18 protein-coding genes are annotated in these 21,662 nt (G+C 73.2%); 7 read left to right on the top strand and 11 right to left on the bottom strand.

Features of this window, described 5'->3' with window-relative positions:
• The first annotated feature begins 25 nt into the window (after nucleotides 1-25).
• The gene (xylA, locus tag AOM04_RS06230; RefSeq protein WP_062463822.1) at nucleotides 26-1,216 is read left to right on the top strand and encodes a xylose isomerase; all 1,191 of its coding nucleotides are present in this window, start codon (nucleotides 26-28) and stop codon (nucleotides 1,214-1,216) included.
• A 94-nt stretch (nucleotides 1,217-1,310) separates the two neighbouring features.
• Nucleotides 1,311-2,738: a xylulokinase gene (gene xylB / locus AOM04_RS06225; protein ID WP_062463820.1), complete on the top strand. Its 1,428-nt coding sequence runs from the start codon at nucleotides 1,311-1,313 to the stop codon at nucleotides 2,736-2,738.
• A 91-nt stretch (nucleotides 2,739-2,829) separates the two neighbouring features.
• Here xylB and AOM04_RS06220 read toward each other — a convergent pair whose 3' ends face one another.
• On the bottom strand, nucleotides 2,830-3,435 hold the full coding sequence (locus AOM04_RS06220) for a hypothetical protein (protein ID WP_062463818.1): 606 nt from the start codon (nucleotides 3,433-3,435) through the stop codon (nucleotides 2,830-2,832).
• Nucleotides 3,436-3,582: 147 nt separating this feature from the next.
• Nucleotides 3,583-4,362, bottom strand: a complete 780-nt coding sequence (locus tag AOM04_RS06215; protein WP_062463816.1) for a hypothetical protein — start codon at nucleotides 4,360-4,362, stop codon at nucleotides 3,583-3,585.
• 192 nt (nucleotides 4,363-4,554) lie between these two features.
• Here AOM04_RS06215 and AOM04_RS06210 point away from each other — a divergent pair, with 192 nt between their 5' ends.
• Both AOM04_RS06210 and AOM04_RS06205 read left to right on the top strand, forming a co-directional pair.
• Complete coding sequence (locus tag AOM04_RS06210) at nucleotides 4,555-5,901, top strand: anaerobic C4-dicarboxylate transporter family protein (protein WP_062463814.1); 1,347 nt, start codon at nucleotides 4,555-4,557, stop codon at nucleotides 5,899-5,901.
• A gap of 36 nt (nucleotides 5,902-5,937) precedes the next feature.
• Nucleotides 5,938-7,281: a M20/M25/M40 family metallo-hydrolase gene (locus tag AOM04_RS06205; protein ID WP_062463812.1), complete on the top strand. Its 1,344-nt coding sequence runs from the start codon at nucleotides 5,938-5,940 to the stop codon at nucleotides 7,279-7,281.
• 1 nt (nucleotide 7,282) lies between these two features.
• Here AOM04_RS06205 and AOM04_RS06200 read toward each other — a convergent pair whose 3' ends face one another.
• A complete protein-coding gene (locus tag AOM04_RS06200) occupies nucleotides 7,283-9,358 on the bottom strand; it encodes a heavy metal translocating P-type ATPase (RefSeq protein WP_228373634.1) in 2,076 nt (691 codons plus the stop codon).
• A 120-nt stretch (nucleotides 9,359-9,478) separates the two neighbouring features.
• On the opposite strand from AOM04_RS06200, the gene AOM04_RS06195 reads away from it, so the two are divergent.
• Both AOM04_RS06195 and AOM04_RS06190 read left to right on the top strand, forming a co-directional pair.
• A complete protein-coding gene (locus tag AOM04_RS06195; RefSeq protein ID WP_228373633.1) occupies nucleotides 9,479-10,762 on the top strand; it encodes a low temperature requirement protein A in 1,284 nt (427 codons plus the stop codon).
• A gap of 139 nt (nucleotides 10,763-10,901) precedes the next feature.
• Entirely contained in the window at nucleotides 10,902-12,452 is a 1,551-nt protein-coding gene (locus AOM04_RS06190) for an HNH endonuclease (protein ID WP_062463810.1), read from the top strand.
• 211 nt (nucleotides 12,453-12,663) lie between these two features.
• On the opposite strand, the gene AOM04_RS06185 is transcribed toward AOM04_RS06190, so the two are convergent.
• From AOM04_RS06185 to ligA, 7 genes are all read right to left on the bottom strand, one after another.
• Entirely contained in the window at nucleotides 12,664-13,323 is a 660-nt protein-coding gene (locus AOM04_RS06185) for a polysaccharide deacetylase family protein (protein ID WP_062463808.1), read from the bottom strand.
• A gap of 17 nt (nucleotides 13,324-13,340) precedes the next feature.
• Nucleotides 13,341-14,849: an Asp-tRNA(Asn)/Glu-tRNA(Gln) amidotransferase subunit GatB gene (gene gatB / locus AOM04_RS06180; RefSeq protein ID WP_062463992.1), complete on the bottom strand. Its 1,509-nt coding sequence runs from the start codon at nucleotides 14,847-14,849 to the stop codon at nucleotides 13,341-13,343.
• A gap of 5 nt (nucleotides 14,850-14,854) precedes the next feature.
• Nucleotides 14,855-16,366, bottom strand: a complete 1,512-nt coding sequence (gene gatA / locus AOM04_RS06175; RefSeq protein WP_062463806.1) for an Asp-tRNA(Asn)/Glu-tRNA(Gln) amidotransferase subunit GatA — start codon at nucleotides 16,364-16,366, stop codon at nucleotides 14,855-14,857.
• 2 nt (nucleotides 16,367-16,368) lie between these two features.
• On the bottom strand, nucleotides 16,369-16,668 hold the full coding sequence (gatC, locus tag AOM04_RS06170) for an Asp-tRNA(Asn)/Glu-tRNA(Gln) amidotransferase subunit GatC (protein WP_062463804.1): 300 nt from the start codon (nucleotides 16,666-16,668) through the stop codon (nucleotides 16,369-16,371).
• Between the two features lie 10 nt (nucleotides 16,669-16,678).
• A complete protein-coding gene (locus AOM04_RS06165; protein WP_228373632.1) occupies nucleotides 16,679-17,251 on the bottom strand; it encodes a GNAT family N-acetyltransferase in 573 nt (190 codons plus the stop codon).
• A complete protein-coding gene (locus AOM04_RS06160; protein ID WP_062463802.1) occupies nucleotides 17,248-17,472 on the bottom strand; it encodes a hypothetical protein in 225 nt (74 codons plus the stop codon). Before AOM04_RS06160 ends, AOM04_RS06165 begins: the two co-directional genes overlap by 4 nt.
• A 72-nt stretch (nucleotides 17,473-17,544) precedes the next feature.
• A complete protein-coding gene (gene ligA, locus AOM04_RS06155) occupies nucleotides 17,545-19,677 on the bottom strand; it encodes an NAD-dependent DNA ligase LigA (RefSeq protein ID WP_062463800.1) in 2,133 nt (710 codons plus the stop codon).
• A gap of 48 nt (nucleotides 19,678-19,725) precedes the next feature.
• On the opposite strand from ligA, the gene AOM04_RS06150 reads away from it, so the two are divergent.
• Complete coding sequence (locus AOM04_RS06150) at nucleotides 19,726-21,084, top strand: 8-oxoguanine deaminase (protein ID WP_062463798.1); 1,359 nt, start codon at nucleotides 19,726-19,728, stop codon at nucleotides 21,082-21,084.
• A 1-nt stretch (nucleotide 21,085) separates the two neighbouring features.
• Here AOM04_RS06150 and AOM04_RS06145 read toward each other — a convergent pair whose 3' ends face one another.
• Nucleotides 21,086-21,661, bottom strand: coding sequence for a helix-turn-helix domain-containing protein (locus tag AOM04_RS06145; protein WP_228373631.1), 576 nt, complete (start codon nucleotides 21,659-21,661; stop codon nucleotides 21,086-21,088).
• Nucleotide 21,662 lies beyond the last annotated feature (1 nt).

The following is a 21,662-nucleotide window of genomic DNA, read 5'->3' as shown; positions in this document are numbered from 1 at the left end:
GACCCCTACGAGACGGAGCTGCGCGATGACGCTCACCCCCACCCCCGCCGACCACTTCACGTTCGGCCTCTGGACCATCGGCTGGTCGGCGGCCGACCCGTTCGGCACCGCGACCCGCGCGCCGCTCGACCCGGTCGAGGCGATCCACAAGCTCGCCGAGCTGGGTGCCTACGGCATGACGTTCCACGACGACGACCTCTTCCCGTTCGGCTCCACGGACGCCGAGCGCCGCGCCGCGATCGACGCGCTCAAGAAGGCGTGCGAGGAGACCGGGATGAAGATCCCGATGATCACCACGAACACCTTCACGCACCCCGTGTTCAAGGACGGCGGCGTCACGTCGAACGACCGCGAGGTCCGCCGCTTCACGCTTCGCAAGGTCCTGCGCAACATCGACCTCGCCGCCGAGCTGGGCGCGAAGACGTTTGTGATGTGGGGCGGCCGCGAGGGCGCCGAGTACGACTTCTCGAAGGACATCCGCGTCGCGCTCGACCGCTACCGCGAGGCCGCCAACATCTTCGGCCAGTACGTGATCGACCAGGGCTACGACATCAAGTTCGCGATCGAGCCCAAGCCGAACGAGCCCCGCGGCGACATCCTGCTCCCGACCGTCGGCCACGCGATGGCGTTCATCAACACGCTCGACCACCCCGAGATGGTGGGCCTCAACCCCGAGGTCGGCCACGAGCAGATGGCGGGCCTCAACTTCACCGCCGGCATCGCGCAGGCGCTGGACCACGGCAAGCTCTTCCACATCGATCTCAACGGCCAGCGCGGCATCAAGTACGACCAGGACCTCGTGTTCGGCCACGGCGACCTGCAGAACGCGTTCGCGCTGGTCGACCTGCTCGAGAACGGCGGCTCGAACGGCGGCCCGTCGTACACCGGCCCGCGCCACTTCGACTACAAGCCCTCGCGCACCGAGGACTTCGACGGCGTGTGGGAGTCCGCGAGGGCCAACATGCGCATGTACCTGGCCCTCAAGGAGCGCGCCGCGGCCTTCCGCGCCGACCCGGAGGTCCAGGAGGCCATCGCCGCCACCAAGCAGCACGAGCTCGCGCAGACCACGCTCGGCGAGGGCGAGTCCATCCAGGACCTGCTCGCGGACCGCTCCACGTACGAGGACTTCGACGCCGACGCCTACTACAACGGCAAGGGCTTCGGCTTCGTCCGCCTGCAGCAGCTCGCGGTCGAGCACCTCATGGGCGCCCGCTGACCCTCACCTCCCTTCCGCGTCCCGGTCGCCTCTCCTCCTTGGGGCGGCCGGGACGCGGCTCTCTCCTCCCCCGCTCTCTGTGAAAGGCCCGCGCATGACGCTCGTCGCCGGAGTCGACTCCTCCACCCAGTCCTGCAAGGTCGTCATCCGCGACCTCGACACGGGCGCCGTGGTCCGCCAGGGCCGCGCCTCGCACCCCGACGGCACGTCCGTCGACCCCGAGCGCTGGTGGGACGCGCTCCTCGCGGCCATCGCGGAGGCCGGCGGGCTCGCCGACGTCGCCGCGATCTCGGTGGGCGGCCAGCAGCACGGCATGGTCGCGCTGTCCGCCGCCGGCGAGGTGATCCGCGACGCGCTCCTGTGGAACGACACCCGCTCCGCCGGCGCCGCCGCCGACCTCATCGCCGAGATCGGGGCCGACGCCCTCGCCGAGCGCACGGGCCTCGTCCCGGTCGCCTCGTTCACCTCGACCAAGCTGCGCTGGCTGCGCGACGCCGAGCCCGACAACGCCGCGGCCGTCGCCGCCGTCGCCCTCCCCCACGACTGGCTGACCTGGCGCCTGCGCGGGTACGGACCCGCCGCATCGTCCCCGCTGGGCCCCGTGCTCGAGGAGCTCGCCACCGACCGCTCGGACGCTTCCGGCACCGGCTACTGGAGCGCCGTCACCGGCGAGTACGACCGCGACCTGCTCGCCGCCGCGCTCGGGCACGATGCGGTGGTCCCGCGCGTGCTCGGCCCCGGCGAGGCCGCGGGCACCGTCCACCCCGACCTCGCGGGCGCCGACGTCTGCCTCGTGGGACCCGGCGCCGGCGACAACGCCGCCGCGGGTCTGGGCCTGGGCGCCGCCGTGGGCGACGTCGTGATCTCCCTCGGCACCTCGGGCACGGTCTTCGCGGTCACCGAGACCTCCGTGCCGGACCCGACCGGCACCGTGGCGGGCTTCGCGTCCGCATCGGGCGAGTTCCTTCCCCTCGTGTGCACGCTCAACGCGGCACGCGTGCTCGACTCCTTCGCGCGCGTGCTCGGGGTCACCCATGACGAGCTCGGCGAGCTCGCCCTGGCCGCCGAGCCGGGCGCCGCCGGCGCCACGCTGGTCCCGTACTTCGAGGGCGAGCGCACGCCCAACCTCCCCTCGGCCACAGCGTCCCTCTCGGGTCTGACACTCGGGTCGATGACGCGGGAGAACCTCGCGCGGGCCGCGATCGAGGGCATGCTGTGCGCGCAGGCCGTCGGGCTCGACGCGATCCTCGCGCAGGGCGTGCAGGCCAAGCGCCTGCTGCTCGTGGGAGGCGCGGCGCAGAACCCGGCCGTGCAGGCGATCGCCGCGCAGGTGTTCGACGTGCCCGTCGAGATCCCCGAACCGGGCGAGTACGTGGCCGCGGGCGCCGCGGTCCAGGCCGCGTGGGCGCTGACGGGCTCGCGTCCGGAATGGCCGCTCGCTACGGTGGCCTCGCCGGCGAAGGACTCGCGCCCCGTCATCCGGGACGCGTACGACGCGGCGGCATCCGCATACGTGGCCTGACCGGGTCCGCATCCCCGGGCGGCCGCGGCCGCGCGTCGTGACGGAGCCCCCACGGTCCCCTCCTGTTCGGGGTCGTGGGGGCTTCGTGCCGCTACGCGCGCGTGTCGACGGGCTCCGCGGGGGCGGCCATGACCTCGACCGAGGGCTCGGCGGGGAAGATGATCTTGAAGACCGGGAAGTAGATGACGAGCTGCACGCCGCCGTTGATCATGGTGACGGCCAGGTTGTAGACCGCGGGATCCACCCACTCCTGGAGCAGCGGCACGTACAGGCTCATGAGGAAGCTGCACGCGATCGTGATGAGCACCAGCGCGAACGCGTACCAGGCGAGCTGGAACCACACGTTGCCGCGCGAGCGGAACACCACGTTGCGCTGCAGCGGGAAGTTGACGCCCTGCGAGATGACGAGCATCACCACGAACGCCACGAAGTAGCTCAGACCCCCGAGGGCGTCGCCGGTCACGGGGTAGTCGAACACGTACGTGTCGATCGGGCCCAGGCTCACGTGGAGGAACTGCGCCGGGACCGCGCCCCAGCCGGTGGCCTCGAAGAGCAGCACAGGGAGGAAGGTCAGCAGCAGGTACTGCAGCGCGGCCACCACGAACGAGAGCCCGGAGAACTTCACCATCTCCGCGACCAGCGCGTGCCCGGCCTCGAAGTCGCGCCACCTGCGGGCGGCCGTCTGGGGAAGCGTCATGGGCGGTCTCCTCGCATCCGTGGCGCACGCCGATCCGGCGTGGCGGGACCGACCCTAGCGCCGCGCGAGGCGCGCGCGGCGCCGGTCCTCACGACCTGTCGCCTGAGCGTCCCGAACTGTCGCGATCGGGACGCCCGGTCCGCGCCCTCAGTCCTCGAGCGAGGCGAAGTACTCCATCGCGGTCCGGGTCTTGGTCTGCTGCGGCGCGCCCAGGTCGACGCCGCGCGAGGCGAGGAACGCCTTGGTCTCCGCGGCGGCCGTGAACGCGTCGCCGGGCGCGCACTTGGTGGACAGCTCGAGGATCTGGGACCCGTCCGGATAGGCCCACAGCTCGGCCACGAGCCGGCGGCCGAGGTCCTCGGGCGAGAGCTTGAGCTTGAGGGTGGTGAGCGGGCCGAGCACCCGCAGGTCGTCCCAGCCGACACCGGCGGGCGCGTGCTCCTCGACCAGCGCGCGCTGCTCCTTGGTGAAGAGCTTGCGGATCGGTCGCTCCCGCAGCAGCACCTCGCGCACCCGCCGATCCTCGGCCGCGCCCTTCATGCTCGCCGAGCACACGAACCCGCCTGGCATGGCGTCGATCTCGACGCCGAACGACGGCGAGGCGCGCAGCTCGTCGCTCAGCCCGGACGGGTCGACGGGGCGCAGCTTGACCACCGCGTCCCCCGCCCTGCGCTGGACCCTCCGGGCCCGCAGGACCACGCCGGCCGAGCTGAGCGCGAGGTCGGCGGTGTCGAAGAAGGCGACCTGGCGCAGCTCCGCCTCGAGCGGGTCGATGCCGAGCCGGTCCACGACGCGCCTGCGGTCGGCGCCCGGCACGGTGGCCTTGAGCTCGACGGAGTCGGTGCCCGGCAGCAGCGCGAGGACCTCGCCGAGCTGCTCGGCGCTGAGCGCGGGGACCGGGGTGGCGCTGATCGATGCGGTGCTCATGAGGGTGCTCCCGTCGGCGGGCGTCGCCGTCGGCGCCGGCGCCTTCGTCAGGATACGGCCGCACCGCCCGGGCGCGCCGGGAGCGGCGGCGACGGACGCATCGTCCCTCGACGGGCGGCTGTCGGGGCGCGCGCGTAAGGTCGGCAAAGGGGCCGATGGCGGCCCATGAGGACCGTCCGAGGGGGCTCCCGTATGTCCGTCAGCTTCGTGCTCGAGGCCATCGTCGTGCTCGCCTGCATCGTGCTCGGCACGCGCGCGGGCGGCGTCGGCGTCGGCGTGTGGGGCGGCGTCGGCACGTTCGTGCTGATCTTCGTGTTCGGCGAGGCGCCGGGCGCGCCGCCGGCGTCCGCGATCGCGATCATCCTCGGCGTGGTCACGGCCGCCGCGCTCATGCAGGCGGCGGGCGGCATCGACTGGATGGTCGCGATGGCGGCGAAGGTGATCGAGAAGCGGCCCAAGCAGATCACCGTGATCGCGCCGCTCACGGCGTTCCTGTTCTGCGCGGGCGCCGGGACCGGCAACATCGTCTTCCCGCTGCTGCCCGTGGTCTACGACCTGTCCGTCAAGAACGGCATCCGGCCCGCGCGCCCCCTCACCGTCACGGTGGTGCAGTCCGGCATCGCGCTCGCCGCGTCGCCCGTGTCCGCGGCGATGGCGGCCATGCTGACGTTCACCGACGTCGCGCCGTACAACCTGGGCCTCGCGCAGATCCTCGCCATCACGTTCCCCGCGTGCGTCATCGGCATCGTGGTGACGTCGCTCGTGGTCAACCGCATGTGGCGCGACATGGACGACGACCCGGAGATCCAGGCGCGGATCGCGGCGGGCCAGGTGGCGGCGCTGCGGGACGATGCGCGGGGCAGCTCGACCGCGCACCTCACGTACACGGCGCGCGGGCGCAACGCCGCGATCACGTTCCTGCTGGGCGTGGTCGCGATCGTGATGTTCGGCATCTTCAAGGACCTGCGGCCCACGTACACCGTGGGCGGCGAGACGGTGCGCGTCGACATGACGTACACGATCGTGCTGGTCATGCTCGTGGTGAGCGCGGTCATCATCTTCGTGGGGCGCCCCAAGGTCGGCACGGTGCCCGACCAGTCGGTGTTCAAGGCCGGCATGGTCGCCGCGATCGCCCTGTTCGGCATCGCGTGGCTGACCGCGACGTTCATCGCGGCGCACGAGGAGTACATCGTGTCGACGGTCGGCTCGTGGGTCACCGACGTGCGCGTGATCTTCGCGCTCGCCGTGTTCCTGGTCGCGGCCATGACCACCAGCCAGTCGACGGCGACCAACACGATCGTCCCCATCGGTCTCGCGGCGGGCCTGCCCGCGGGCGTGGTCGCGGGCATGTGGGCCGGCGGCCTCGGCGGCGTCTACACGCTGCCGGCCAACGGCCCGCAGATCGCCGCCGCGAACTTCGACGAGACCGGGTCCACCAAGCTGGGCACCAAGCTGCTCGACCACAGCTTCTTCGTGCCCATGCTCATCCTCTCGGTCACCACTATCATCGCCGGGTTGGTCATCGGCGCGTTCTTCTGACCCCGTACACCCCCCTTTTCGGAAAGGCGACCCCTCATGTCCGCAGCGGAGATCCAGGAGAAGGTCCGGTCGCTCATGCCCGGCGTGATCGAGGACCTCAAGGAGCTCATCTCGATCCCCTCCATCGCGTTCCCCGGCTACCCCGAGGAGCCGATGCACCGGATGGCCGAGCGCACGCTCGAGCTGTTCCGCGAGGCCGGCTTCACCGACGCCCACTACGGCGACGTGCCGCACGGCTACCCGCCGATCTACGCCGAGCTGCCCGGGCCGGAGGGCGCGCCCGTGGTGGTCCTCTACGCCCACTACGACGTGCAGCCCGCGCCCGAGTCGCAGGGCTGGACCTCGGACCCGTTCCTTGCGACCGTCAAGGACGACGGCAGGATCTACGGCCGCGGCGCCGCCGACGACAAGTCGGGCCTCGCGACGCACCTCGGCACGCTGCGCGCGTTCGACGGCAAGCCGCCGGTCACCCTCCGCCTCATCCTCGAGGGCATGGAGGAGACCGAGAGCAACCTCGAGGAGTTCGTCGAGGCCAACCCCGACCTGTTCCAGTGCGACCTGTTCGTCATCTGCGACATGGGCAACCTGGTCTCCGGCGAGCCCGTGCTCACCACCGCGCTGCGCGGCGACGTCTCGTGCATCGTCACCGTGCGCACGCTCGAGCACCCGCTGCACTCCGGCGTCTTCGGCGGCGCCGCGCCAGACGCCATGATGGCGCTCGCGCGCCTGCTCAACACGCTCGTGGACGATGCGGGGGAGGTCGCGATCGAGGGCGTCACCACGGGCACGTGGTCGGGTGCCGTGCAGTCCGAGGAGAGCTTCCTCGAGGGCGTCCCGCTGCTGCCGGGGGTGTCGCTCATCGGCACCGGCACGGTCTCGGACCGCCTGTGGGCCAAGCCCTCCATCAACGCGATCGGCATCGACACGACCACGATCGCGGGCTCGTCCAACGTGATCCTGCCGCAGGCCAGCGCGAAGATCTCGATGCGCATCGTGCCCGGCGCGAAGGCCGAGGCGGAGCTCGACGCGCTCGTCGCGCACCTCGAGTCCCACGCGCCGTGGGGCGCCCAGGTCGAGGTCAAGCGCGTGAAGGCCGCGCCCGCGTTCCTGGTGCCCGGCGGCGGGCCCGGCGTGGAGGCGGCGCGCGAGGCGCTCGAGGAGGCGTTCGGGATGGCGTCGAGCGAGGTCGGGTCGGGAGGGTCGATCCCGCTGCTCCAGACCCTGCACGAGGCGTGCCCCGCCGCGGAGTTCGCTCTGTGGGGACCCGAGGACATGGAGCGGTCGCGCATCCACGCGTCGGACGAGTCGGTGGACCCGGCCGAGATCGAGCGGATGATCGTCGCGCAGGCGCTGCTGCTGGAGAAGCTCGCGGCGCGCTGACTCACTCCCCCGCTGCTGCGTCGGGTCGCAGGTCGACCCGGCGCAGCAGCTGGGCGTTCGCCGCGACGACGATGGTGGAGAGGCTCATCGCGATCGCCGCGACCGCGGGCGGCATGGTGATGCCCGCCCACTGCAGGGCCCCGGCCGCGACGGGGATCGCGACCGCGTTGTAGGCGGTCGCCCACACGAGGTTCTGCCGCATCTTGCGGTACGTCGCGTGCGAGAGCGTGATGACGCTCGCGACGGCGCGCGGGTCCGAGCCGGCGAGCACCACGCCGGCGGCCTCCATCGCGACGTCGGTGCCGGCGCCGATCGCGAGGCCCACGTCGGCGCGGGCCAGCGCGGGCGCATCGTTCACGCCGTCGCCCACCATCGCGACCCTGCGGCCCTTGGCCTGCAGCTCCGCGACGGCCCGGTCCTTGTCCTCGGGAAGGACCTCGGCGAAGACCTCGTCGATGCCGAGCTCGCCCGCGACCGCGCCGGCGACCGTGCGCGAGTCCCCCGTGATGAGGGCGACCTCGATGCCGCGCGCGTGGAGGGCGTCGACGGCCTGGCGCGACTCCTCGCGCACCGGGTCGGCGGTGGTGAAGGCGCCGACGACGACGCCGTCGACCACGACGTGCAGGACCGCGCCGCCGCTCTCGCGCCAGCCGGCCGCCGCATCGTGCAGGGTCGCGGGGGTCTCGGCCTCGAGGTGGTCGAGCAGGCTCGGCCCGCCGACCGCGACGTCCCTGCCGTCCACGCGGGCGCGCACGCCCCGGCCCGGGAGGGTCTCGACGGGGTCCACGTCCGGGACCGCGAGCTCGCGCTCGCGCGCGGCGGCGACCACCGCGCGGCCGATGGGGTGCTCGGACTCGGACTCGACGGCCGCGGCGAGCGCGAGGACCTCGTCCTCGGTCCAGCCGTCGACGGCCGCGAGGTCGGTGAGGGCGTGCTCGCCGCGGGTGAGGGTGCCGGTCTTGTCGAAGAGGACCGCGTCGACCGTGCGCATCGCCTCGAGCGCGGCGGGGTCCTTCACGAGGATCCCGCGGCGGGCGGATATCGACGTGGAGATCGCGACGACGAGCGGGATCGCGAGGCCGAGCGCGTGGGGGCACGCGATCACGAGGACCGCGACGGCGGCGGTGAGCCCGGCCGCGGGATCGCCGGCGGCGGCGTGGGCGACGAAGGTGATCGCCGCGGCCGCCAGGGCGATCCAGAAGAGCCATGCGGCGGCGCGGTCGGCGAGGCGGCGGGTGCCGGAGCGGCTCTCCTGCGCCTGCGCGACCATGCGCTGGATCCCGGCGAGCGCCGTGTCGTCGCCCGTCGCGGTCACCTCGACGCGCAGCGACCCGTCGGTGGCCACCGTGCCCGCGACCACCCGGTCGCCCTCCGCCTTCGCGACCGGCGCGGACTCGCCCGTGATCATCGACTCGTCGACGGCGGCCTCGCCGCGCGTGACGGCGCCGTCGGCGGGGATCCGCCCGCCGGGGCGGACGACGACGACGTCGCCCGTGCGCAGGTCCGCGATGCCCACGTGCTCGGTGCCGCCGTCGGGGGTGGTGCGCTCCGCATCGTCCGGGAGGAGCTCCGCGAGGGCGGCGAGGGCGCCCTGCGCCTGGCCGACCGCCTTCATCTCCTGCCAATGGCCCAGCAGCATCACCACGATCAGCGCGGCGAGCTCCCACCAGAAGCTCAGGTCCCCCACCCCGAACGTCGCCGCGAGGGACGCGCCGAAGGAGACGGTGATCGCGAGGCTGATGAGCGTCATCATGCCCGGCTTGCGCGCGGTGATCTCGTCGCGCCAGGCCATGGTGACGAACGGGCGTCCGCCCCACAGGAAGATCACGGTGCCGAGGACCGGCGGGATCCACGCGGTGCCCGGCAGGTCGTAGCCGAACCAGCCCTCGACCATCCCGCTCGTCGCGATCACGGGGAGCGCGAGCAGGAGGTTCCACCAGAACAGCCGCTTGAAGAGCATCGCGTGGCCGCTGTGGTCGGTGCCGTGATGGGCGTGGGAGCCGTGGGCCTGGTGAGCGTCGTGGGCCTCGTGGTGGGCGTGCTCGGCGTGCGTCATGGTGGCGGGGTCGTGCGACATGGGGACCTCCTCGGGAATGCCAACAACTCCCGACCGTATTCCTTCCACCCGGATGGAAGGTCAAGGCCTTTCGGCGCGCGGGGGCGTGACGGATCCGGCCTGGTGCGCGAGCATCGGACCATGGCCCACCCCGAGACGCCCGGGACCGGCGGCGCTCCGGCGACCCGCGCATCGTCCCCCCGCCGCCTGGGCCTGGCGCGCATGACGGGACGCGACCCGGGCGAGGCGCACCGCGCCGCCACCCCGCTCGAGCTGTTCTACGACCTCACGCTGGTGGTCGCGTTCGGCGCCGCGAGCGACGAGCTCGCCCACCTGCTCGCCGGCGGCGTGGTCGCGGGAGCGGTGCTCGGCTTCACGTTCGTGATGTTCGCGATCGTGTGGGCGTGGCTGAACTACACGTGGTTCGCCTCGGCGTACGACACCGACGACTGGGGCTTCCGACTGCTCACGATGGTGCAGATGATCGGCGTGCTCGTCATCGCGCTGGGAGCGTCCGACTTCCTATCATCCATCGCAGAGGGCGTGGGGCCGCACAACGAGGTGGTGATCGCCGGGTACGTGGTGATGCGCGTGTCGATGGTCGCGCTGTGGGTGCGCGCGGGTCGCGGCGACCCCGAGCGGCGGGCGACCTGCTACCGCTTCGCGGGCCTGACCGCGCTCGCACAGGTGGGGTGGGTGCTCACCGGGGTGCTGGACGCCGGGTTCGGGGTGGAGATCTCGCTCGCGACGGCGCTGATCCTGTTCGAGGTGCTCGCGCCCGCCATCGGCTCCGGGCGGCGCTCGCGGCTGCCGTGGCACCCGCACCACCTCGCGGAGCGGTTCGGGCTGCTCGCGATCATCGCGCTCGGCGAGGGCGTGCTGGGGACCACCGCGGCGATCCGCGCGGCCGTGGCGGAGACCGGATGGTCGGCCGATGCGGTGGTGGTCGCGGTCGCCGGCGTGCTCACCATCTTCGGGATGTGGTGGGCGTACTTCTCCGTGCCGTCGGCGCGGATCCTGGTCGCGCGGCGGCAGCGGTCGGGGCTGTTCGGGTACGGGCACATCCCGCTGTACGCCTCGATCGCGGCGGTCGGGGCGGGGCTCCACGTGTCGGCGCTCTACCTGGAGGACCACTCCGAGCTGTCGGAGCTGGGGACGCTGCTCGCCGTCGCCGTGCCGCTGACCGTCTACATCGCGCTCGCGTTCGTGGGGTACTCGCTGCTGGTGCGCGCCTTCGACGCGTTCCACCTGGTCCTCGCGGGCGCCTACGTGGTCCTCGCGGCGCTCGGGGTGGGGCTGGCCGCCGCCGGTGCGCCGCTGCCGGTCGCACTGCTCGCGCTGTCGCTCGCGCCGTGGACGTGGGCCGTGGGTTACGAGACGCTCGGGCGGCGGCACATGGAGGAGCACCTGGCGCGGCTGCGGTAGGCGCGCCCTGCCCACGACGCGGCGCTCGCCCCGCCTCATCGCGGGCCGATGTCCCCAGCCCCCGCCGCTCCACAACTTGTCCACATACCAGGGATGATGCGTCGGGGTGGCTGTCTGACCCCCGTGATGGACTGGTCTCATGGACGCGGAGGCACTGTTCGACTGCGAGCCCGGTGGCGGTGCCACCGGGTTCGCGGCGGCGTGCCTGGACGCACGGATCGCGGTCGGCACGATGCGCGCGTTCGCCGCGGCGGGCGGCTCGCCCGACGTGGTGGACCGGCTGCACGGCGCCGCGCGCGTGGCACGCGAGCTCGACCTGGTCCTCGCGCGCACCGCTAGGGACATCGAGGTGCAGTCCGACGCGCCCGGGGGTGGGCTCGCCAAGCTCCACGGGCACCGCAGCGCCGCCGACCTGGTCGCCGCCAGCATGGGCACCACCCGGGCGCAGGCCATCCGCCTGCTCGAGGTAGGACGGGCGCTCGAGGAGGTGGAGCAGGCGGACGGGCCCGAGCCTCCCGAGGACGACCCTCCCGTGCCCGACGACCCTCCCGATCCGGATGACCGCGACACCCCGCCCGAGGACGAGGACGAGGACAAGGACGACCCGCCGGCGCCGCCCAAGCCGCAGCCGCGCTATCCCATGGTCGCGGCAGCGCTGGCGGCGGCGGAGATCTCCGCGGACTGTGGCGCGCAGATCATCGCGATGCTCGACTCCCTGTCCGACGAGGTGACCCCGGAGCGCAAGCGCGAGGCCGAGGCGGAGCTCGTGAAGCGGGCCCGCGGGTTGGATGCGACCCGCTTCGCGCGCGTGGTGCGACGCTTCAAGGCTGCGATCGACGTTGCCGCGCACCAGCGCAGCCTGGCCCGCCTGCGACGGGCCAGGTTCGTGCGGATCTGGGAGAACCGGGCGGGGATGACGGTGATCAACGCCGAGCTCGACCCCGAGACCGCCGCTCCCGTGGTGGCGGCCCTGGGAGCAATCGTGGGCCACGACATGCACGCCAGCAAGGACCACCCCGGCACCGACACCCGCACGACGGATCAGATGCGTGCCGATGCCCTCGCCGCGATCTGCCGCCACGGCCTGTCCTGCGAGGCCTCGGACCTGCCGTTGGCGAACGTCACGGTCGTCATCCGCGTCGACGCCGAGTCCCTCGCCACCGGTGAGGGACTGGCCGAGATCGACGGCTGCACCACGCCCGTGGACATCCCGGCCGTGTTTCGCATGGCCCCCGACCCGTGCATCGTCCCCGTGACGCTCAGCGCGGCGGGAGCGGTGCTGAACTGGGGACGCGAGCGGCGACTGTTCACCCGCGCCCAGAAGAGGGCCTTGGCTGAACGGGACGGCGGATGTGCGTTCTGCGGGGCACCACCGGCGTGGACCGAGGCCCACCACATCGTCTTCTGGTCCCGTGGCGGCAGGACCGACCTCGACAACGGCGTGCTCCTATGCAGCCACTGCCACCATGTCATCCATGACCAGGGCTGGACCATCAACGCCAGCGCGACCGAGGTGTGGTTCATCCCACCCGCCAGCGTCGACCCCGCGCGCGCACCCCGCCAAGGCGGACGCGCCCGCTTCGGCGCACCCCGCCACTGGAGCCTGGCCGCCTACAGCCGCGCACGCACCCGCACCGTCGCCGACGACCGCGGCGGCCCGCCACCCCATCGAGAACCCGATGCCGCCTGACGTGAGGACTGGCGGCCCTCGCGGGGCGAAGCACGGCCCGGCAACTGACGATCGCGGCGACGACGGCGGCAGCGGGCACGGGCGCGGGCGCGGGCGCGGGCACGGACGCGGGCACGGGCGCGGGCGCGGGCGCGGGCACGGACGCGGGCACGGGCGCGGGCGGAAGGCGAGGCGTCAGGCAGGAAGGGCGCGCGGAACCGAGAGCGCAGCCTCAGGGCATCTCGGGCAGGACGAACGCCCAGCCCTCGGCGAGCCTCTCCGAGACCACCTCGATGACGGCGTCGACGGTGCCCGCGCGGTTGCCGCCGCCGTCGTGAAGCAGCACCAGCTCCCCGGGCACCATGGCGAGGCGCAGGCGTGAGGCGAGGACGGCGGGGTCCTGCTCGACCCAGTCCTCGACCGTGTTGACCACGTCGAGCGGCTGCATCCCCAGGCGCACCGCGACCGGCGCCGTCACGCCCCACGCACCGTTGGGGGCGCGCCAGTAGGGCACCGGGACCTCGTCGCCGACCGTGGCCTCGATGATCTCGAGGTTCTTGAGCAGGTCGTCGCGGACGTCGAGGGCGTTCCACTCCCCCATGGACTCGTACGAGGTCGAGTGGTTGCACAGCACGTGCCCGTCGGCGACGATGCGCCGCAGCACGTCCGCGCCCGAGGGGATGGGCGTGCCGTCGCCGGCGACGCCCGCGGGCCGCAGGATCTCCTCGCCGATGACGGCGAACACCGCCCGGATCCCCTTCTCGCGAAGGAAGTCGAGCAGGCGCATCGTGTCGAGGCCGTTGGGGCCGTCGTCGAACGTGAGGGCGCAGGCGGGGCCGGAGCGCGCGAGACCCCCGCTCGCGACGCGGCGAACGGGGGTCTCGCTGAGCATTCCTGGCGCTCCCGGGCTCAGCCCTCGACGCCGGCGCGCTGCAGGATGATCTCCCGCACGCGGCCTGCGTCGGCCTGGCCACGGGTGGCCTTCATGACCGCGCCCACGATCGCGCCGGCGGCCTGGAGCTTGCCATCCTGGATCTTGGCGAGGACGTCGGGCTGGGAGGCCAGCGCATCGTCCACGGCCTTCTCGAGAGCCGAGTCGTCGGAGACGACCTCGAGGCCGCGGGACTCGACCACCTCGGCGGGCGAGCCCTCGCCCGCGAGGACGCCCTCGAGCGCCTGGCGCGCGAGCTTGTCGTTGATCTTGCCCGCGTCGATGAGCCCCTGGAGCTCCGCGATCGCGGCCGGCGACACCGGGAGCGACGTGAGCGCGACCTCGCGGTCGTTCGCGACGCGCGACAGCTCACCCATCCACCACTTGCGGGCGGCCTGGGCCGTGGTGCCGACGGCGACGGTGGCGGCGATGAGGTCGAGCGCGTCGGCCGCGACGGCGTCGCGCATCTCGAGGTCCGAGAAGCCCCACTCCTCGCGCAGGCGCGCGCGCATCTTGGCGGGGTGCTCGGGGATGGTGCCCCGGAGCTCCTCCACCCACTCGCGCGACGGCTCGACGGGCAGCAGGTCCGGCTCCGGGAAGTAGCGGTAGTCCTCCGCCTCCTCCTTGGAGCGGCCCGGCGTGGTCGAGGAGGTGTCCTCGTGCCAGTGGCGGGTCTCCTGGACCACGGGCTGGCCCGCGAGCAGCAGCGCGGCCTGACGGCCGGCCTCGAAGCGCACCGCGCGCTCGATGGCGCGCAGCGAGTTGACGTTCTTGGTCTCGGAGCGCTTGCCGAAGGGGACGTCGTCCTGCGACTCGCCCGCGACGGCCTTGGGCCGCAGCGACAGGTTGACGTCGGCGCGCACCGAGCCCTGCTCCATGCGGCCGTCCGAGATGCCGAGCGCACGCACGATGTCACGGATGGTCGCCACGTAGGCGCGCGCCACCTCGGCGGTCCGGTCGCCCATGCCCGTGATGGGCTTGGTGACGATCTCCACCAGCGGCACGCCGCCGCGGTTGTAGTCGACCAGCGAGTAGTCGGCGCCCTGGATGCCGCCCGAGCCACCCACGTGGGTGTTCTTGCCGGCGTCCTCCTCCATGTGCGCGCGCTCGATGGCGACGGTCACGACGGTGCCGTCGTCGAGGACCACGTCGAGGGAGCCCTCGTAGCAGGTCGGCTCGTCGTACTGCGAGATCTGGTAGTCCTTCGACAGGTCCGGGTAGAAGTAGTTCTTCCGGGCGAAGCGCGAGGACTCGCGGATCGAGCAGCCCAGGGCCAGGCCCAGGCGGATCGCCGACTCGACGGCCTTCTGGTTGGTCACCGGCATCGCGCCCGGCAGGCCGAGGCAGACCGGGCAGACCTGGGTGTTGGGCTCGGCGCCGAACTCGTTGGCGCAGCCGCAGAACATCTTGGTCGCGGTGTTGAGCTCGACGTGGACCTCGATGCCGAAGACCGGGTCGAACTCCTCCATCGCCTGCTCGTACGTCATCGTGGTCACTCGGCCACCTCCAGCTCCGGGGCCTGCGCGGACAGCGGGCCGCCCCACTCGGCAGCGAGCGACGCCTCGAGGGCGGCGCCGATGCGGTACAGACGGGCGTCCTCGTGGGCCGGCGCCAGGATCTGGAAGCCGACCGGCAGGCCGTCCTCGGGCGCGAGGCCCGACGGGAGCGACATGCCGGGGATGCCCGCGAGGTTCGCCGGGATGGTCGCGATGTCGTTGAGGTACATCGCCAGCGGGTCGTCGATGCGCTCGCCGATCTTGAACGGCGTGGTCGGCGTCGTGGGCGACACGAGCACGTCGCAGCGCTCGAAGGCGGCGTCGAAGTCACGCTGGACCAGGGTCCGGACCTTCTGCGCCGAGCCGTAGTAGGCGTCGTAGTAGCCCGCCGACAGCGCGTAGGTGCCGAGGATGATGCGGCGCTTGACCTCGTCGCCGAAGCCCTCGGCGCGGGTCGCGAGCATCGTCTTCTCGACCGTGGTCTTCTCGACGCGGAGGCCGAAGCGCACCGAGTCGAACTTCGCGAGGTTGGAGGACGCCTCCGACGGGAGGATCACGTAGTACGCGGCGAGCGCGTACTCGAACGACGGGCACGAGACCTCGACGACCTCGGCGCCCATGTCGCGCAGCTTCGCGAGGGATTCCTCGAAGCGCTGCGTCACGCCGGCCTGGTAGCCGCCGTCGGCGCCGCTGAGCTCGCGCACGACGCCCACCTTCACGCCGGTGAGGTCCATCCGCGCGCCCTCGAGCGCGGCCTCGACCACGGCCGGGACGGGCTCGTCCAGCGAGGTGGCGTCCATCTCGTCGTGGCCGCCCATGACCTCGTGCAGGAGCGCCGTGTCGAGCACGGTGCGGCCGCACGGGCCCAGCTGGTCGAGCGACGACGCGAGCGCGATGGCGCCGAAGCGGGACACGCCGCCGTAGGTGGGCTTCACGCCCACCGTCGCGGTGACCGAGGCGGGCTGGCGGATCGAGCCGCCCGTGTCGGAGCCGATGGTGAGGGGCGCCTCGAAGGCCGCGAGCGCCGCCGCCGAGCCGCCGCCCGAGCCGCCGGGGATGCGGTCGAGGTCCCACGGGTTGCGGGTCGGACCGTAGCCCGAGTGCTCCGTCGAGGAGCCCATCGCGAACTCATCCATGTTGGTCTTGCCGAGGATCGGCATGCGGGCCTCGCGCACGCGGCGGGTCACCGTCGCGTCGTACGGCGGGATCCAGCCCTCGAGGATGCGCGAGCCGGCCGTCGTGGGCAGGCCCTTGGTGACGAGCACGTCCTTGATGCCGATCGGCACGCCGGCCAGGCGGGGCAGCGAGACCCCGGCGGCGCGGTCCGCGTCGACCGCGCGGGCGGTCTCGAGGGCACCCTCGGCGTCGATGTGGAGGAACGCGTGCACGGGGCCGTCCACAGCGGCGATGCGGTCGAGGTGCGCCTGCACCAGCTCCACGGAGGTGACCTCGCCGGCGGCGAGGGCGTCGGCCATCTGCGCGGCGGTCGCGCGGGTCCAGTCGGTCACGCTCACGCCTCCTCCCCCAGGATCTGCGGGACGCGGAAGCGCCCGTCCTCCGCGTCGGGGGCGGCGGCCAGCGCATCGTCCTGCGCGAGGGACGGGCGGACCACGTCCTCGCGGTGGATGTTGCTCATCGGGATCGGGTGGCTCGTCGCCGGGACGTCCTCGCCGGCGACCTCGGCCACCTTGGCGACGGCGTCGACGATCACGGCGAGCTGGCCCGACAGGCGGTCGAGATCCGCGTCGGTCATGTCGATGCGGGCGAGCGCCGCGAGGCGCGCCACATCGGATCGGTCAAGGGAAGACATGCGCCCGAGTCTAGTGGGCGGGCTCCCACGCGTACCCCAGCAGGCGCACGGCGCCCGCGGGCGGCTCCCCGCCCTCGAGGGGGACCCGCGTCACCGAGCCGTCCGCGTTGTCGACGACCACCCAGTCCAGCTCCTCGCGCCGCCGGAACCCCATGTGCTCGTACAGGCGGTGGGCGGCGTGCATCGTCTCCATCGTCGAGAGGACGATGCGCGGGGCACCCTGCTCGACCGCCCGGTCCATCGCTGCCTGGGTGAGCAGGCGGCCGATCCCGCGGCCGCGCTCGATGGGCGACACCGCGAGCATCCGGAGCTCGTACTCGCCGTCCTCCGCGAGCTCGATGAAAGGGCTGCCCGGCGGCACGAGCGTGATGGTGCCGACGATCGAGCCCTCGCCGCGCTCGCCGTCCATCATCGCGAGCAGCTCGGCGCCGGCCGCGCGGGCGGCGGCGTCGCGCAGCTGCGGCAGGTAGGGGTGGGCGTGGTCGACGAGCCCGTCCGCGAGGTACGCGAGCGCGGTGAGCTCGCCGATCTCCTGCAGCCGGGACTTCTCCTCGGGGGTGATGGCACGGACGGCTGATGTCACTGGGGCCCCTCGTTCGGGTCGATGGTGCGGTCCCACTGCGGGGTGGACGTCTCCGAGGGCGTGCCCTCGAGCGGATCCGGGTGCTGGCCGGTGGGGCCGCGGCCCGGATCCTCGTGAGGCGGGGGTGGCTGGCGGCGCGAGACCGCGACCACGATCGCGATCACGAGCACCACGAGCACCACGACGCCGGCGACCATGCCGATGACCATCGCGCTGTTCATGATGGCTCCTCCCTCCCCCTCCCGGCCAGACTACCCACGGGCTCCGACCGGCGGGAGGGGACGCGGCGCGTTTCAGGACAGCGCCGCGGGACCGCCCTCGAGCAGGCGCACGAAGGCCGCCTCGTCGAGCATCGGCACGCCCAGCTCCTCCGCCTTGGCGGCCTTGGAGCCCGCGTTCGCACCCAGGACCACGTAGTCGGTCTTCTTGGAGACGGACGATGCGGCCTTGCCTCCGCGCGAGATGATCGCCTCCTTCACGGAGTCGCGGGTGAAGGACTCGAGCGAGCCCGTGGCGACGATCGTGAGGCCCTCGAGGGTGCGCTCGACGGTCTCGTCACGCTCGTCCTCCATGCGCACGCCCGCGGCCGCCCAGCGGTCGACGATCTCACCGTGCCACGGCACCGTGAACCACTGCAGCACGGCGTCCGCGATGACCGGGCCCACGCCCTCGACCGCCGCGAGCTGCTCCTCCGAGGCGGCGCGGATGGCGTCCATCGAGCCGAAGGCGGTGGCCAGCCCACGGGAGGCGGTGGGGCCGACGTGACGGATGCTGAGCGCCACCACCACGCGCCACAGCGGCTGCGTGCGGGCCGCGGCGAGGTTCTCGAGAAGCTTGGCGCCGTTCGCGCTGAGGTCTCCCGCCTTGCGCTCGACACCCTTGACCTTGGAGTCCTTGTCGAGCACGAACAGCGGGACGCGCCTGAGGTCCTCCTCGGTGAGGGCGAACAGGCCGGCCTCGTTGGGCAGCACCCCGCTCTCCACGAGCGCGGCCGCGGCCTTCTCCCCCAGCACCTCGACGTCGAAGGCGCCGCGCGAGCCGATGAACGCGATGCGGTCCACGATCTGCGCGGGGCAGGACTCGGAGTTGGGGCAGCGGAGGTCCTTGTCGCCCTCCTTCTGCTCGACGAGGGGCGTGCCGCACGAGGGGCAGTCGGCGGGCATCGTCCACTCGCGCTCGTCGCCCGTGCGGGCCGCGACCACGGGGCCGACGATCTCGGGGATGACGTCGCCCGCCTTGCGCAGCACGACGGTGTCGCCGATGCGCACGCCCTTGCGCGCGACCTCGTGCGCGTTGTGCAGGGTCGCGTAGGTGACGGTCGAGCCGGCCACGAGCACGGGTGTCATGACGCCGTACGGGGTGACGCGGCCGGTGCGGCCCACGTCGACGCGGATGTCCTCGAGGGTGGTGTGGACCTCCTCGGGCGGGAACTTGTAGGCGATCGCCCAGCGCGGGGCGCGGCTCGTCGAGCCCAGGGCGCCCTGGGCGCCGCGGTCGTCGACCTTGAGGACGGCCCCGTCGATCTCGTGGACCATCGCGTGGCGCTTGTCCTCGAGCTCGCGCAGGTAGCCGGCGACGGCGTCGACACCGGTCACCACCCGTGCGTGCTCCGTGACGGGCAGCCCCCACGAGGCCAGCACCTCGTAGACGCCGTGCTGGCTGCCGATCGCCGGGTGGGGCGTGGCAGCGCCCCAGTCGAGCGCGCCGAGCGCGTACGTGGTGAGGTCGAGCGGACGCGTCGCGGTCACCGCGGGATCCTTCTGCCGCAGCGATCCGGCCGCCGTGTTGCGCGGGTTCGCGTAGGGCGCCTTGCCGTCCTCGAGCAGGCGCGCGTTGAGCTCCTCGAACGCCGCCACCGGGAGGAACACCTCGCCACGCACCTCGACGAGCGCCGGCACGTGGTCGCCGGCGAGCGTGCGGGGCACGCTCGCGATCGTGAGGACGTTCGCGGTGACGTCCTCGCCGGTGGTGCCGTCACCACGCGTCACGCCGCGCACGAGCGCGCCGTCCTCGTAGGTGAGCGACAGCGACAGGCCGTCGATCTTGGGTTCGCAGACCACCGCCTGCGGGCCGGCCTCCTTCTCCACGCGCGCGAGCCAGGCCTCGACGTCCTCGATCGAGAACGCGTTGTCGAGGCTCATCATCCGCTCGCGGTGCTTCACGGACGCGAAGCCCGTCGCGACGGCGCCGCCCACGGTCTGGGTGGGGCTGTCGGGCGTCGTGAGCTCGGGCCACCGGGCCTCGAGGTCGCGCAGCTCGCGCTCGAGGGCGTCGTAGTCGGCGTCCGAGACGGTCGGCTGGTCGAGCTCGTAGTAGGCGTGGCGGTGAGCCTCGATCTCCTGGACGAGCTCCTGGTGGCGGGCGCGGGGGTCGGTCACGGGACTATCCCACCACGGCGCGCCGACAGCGGGGGCCCGCCGCCGCATCGTCCCCCCCGCCGTCTAGCCTGAGGTGACCTTCCCCGAGGAGACCCCATGCCAGGAATGACGCTGATCGAGGGCGGCCACGTCGCCACCGTGGACGCCGCCGGGACCGAGTGGTCGCGCGGGTGGGTCGCGGTGCGCGGCAGCCGGATCGCGGCGCTGGGCGAGGGCGCAGCGCCGTCCGACGTGCGCGACGCCGCCGACACGCGCATCGACGCGCGGGGCGCCCTGGTCACCCCGGGCCTCATCAACACGCACCACCACCTCTACCAGTGGCTCACCCGGGGCTGGGCGCAGGACGCGATCCTCTTCGACTGGCTGGTCGCGCTGTACCCGACCTGGTCCCGCATCGACGAGGACACCGCCGGCGCCGCCGCCGCCGGTGCGATGGCCGTGCTCGCGCGCTCGGGCTGCTCGACCGTGGGCGACCACCACTACATCTTCCCGCGCGGCACCGGCGACATCGTCGGCGCGATCGCGCACGAGGCCGGCGCGCTGGGGCTGCGCCTGCACGCCACGCGCGGCTCGATGGACCTCGGCGAGTCTCAGGGCGGGCTGCCGCCGGACTTCGCGGTCGAGACCACGGACGATGCGCTGGCCGCCTCCGCGGAGGCCGTCACCCGGCATCACGACGCGTCGTTCGACGCGATGGTGCGGGTCGCGATCGCGCCCTGCTCGCCGTTCTCGGTCACCTCGGACCTGCTGCGCGAGTCCGCGACGCTGGCGCGCGACCTCGGCGTGCGGCTGCACACGCACGGCGCGGAGACGGTCGAGGAGGAGGCGTTCTGCCGGTCGCGGTTCGGGATGAGCCCGACCGACTACCTCGAGTCGCTCGGCTGGCTCGGCTCCGACGTGTGGATGGCGCACTGCGTCCACCTGTCCCCCGAGGACGTCGCGCGGTTCGCCGCGACGGGCACCGGGGTCGCGCACTGCCCGTCCTCGAACGGGCGCCTCGCGGCGGGGATCGCGCCGGTGCGGGCGCTGCTGGACGCCGGCGCGCCCGTGGGGCTCGGCGTCGACGGCGCCGCGTCGAACGAGCATGGCAGGCTCGGCTCCGAGATCCGCCAGGCGGCGCTGCTCGCGCGGCTGCGCGACGGGGCGGGCGCGATGCCCGTGCGCGACGCGCTGCGGGTCGCGACCATGGGTGGCGCCCGTGTGCTCGGGCGCGAGCGGGAGATCGGGTCGCTCGAGGCGGGCAAGCTCGCGGACATCGTGCTGTGGGAGCTCGGCGAGGTCGAGCACGCGGGCATCGCGGATCCCGTCGCCGCGCTGGGGCTGGGCTCGCTGCCGCGCGTGCGGCGCATGCTGGTCCAGGGACGCGACGTGGTGGTCGACGGTCTCCTGGTGAACGGCGACGAGCGCGTGATCGCCGGGCGCGTGGTGGAGGCGACCGAGCGGCTCAGGGGCTGAGCTACCGCGCCTGCTGCTTCACCACGAGCAGCCGGAACGCCTCCGGCGACCACCAGCGGTGACGCACGCCACCGGCGTAGTAGGCGGAGTCGCCCACGGCGAGAGCGTGCGCGCGACCGTCCGTCTCGACGGTGACGGCGCCCGCCAGCACGTACACGAACTCGTCCTCGGCGTGGACGAACGCCTCCCCCGCCTCGCGCGCGTCCGACTCGACGAGGATCGGCGCGAACGGCCGCGCGCCGCGCACGAGCGACACCGCGGTGCCGCGCGCGAACCCCTCGGGCGTGACCCGGCGCGAGCCGGCGCGCACCACCTCGACGCGCCGCGGCGCCGCCGCGGACTCGGTGGCGGCCACGAGCTCGACGGGGCTGGTCTCAAGGGCGACCGCGATCCTCCGCAGCGACTGCAGCGACAGGTTCGCGAGCCCCCGCTCCACCTGGGAGAGGAACGGGTGCGAGAGCCCGGTGGCCTCTGCGAGCCCCACCAGGGTGAGCCCGCGCGCCTTCCTGAGCTCCCGCATCCGCGCCCCCAGCCGCATGGCGGCCTCGTCGGCCTCGGTCGTCGGTACCGAGGCCACG

It is taken from the genome of Demequina soli (assembly GCF_000971195.1).
Lineage (GTDB): Bacteria > Actinomycetota > Actinomycetes > Actinomycetales > Demequinaceae > Demequina > Demequina soli.
This window is presented reverse-complemented; position numbering and strand designations above follow the sequence as displayed.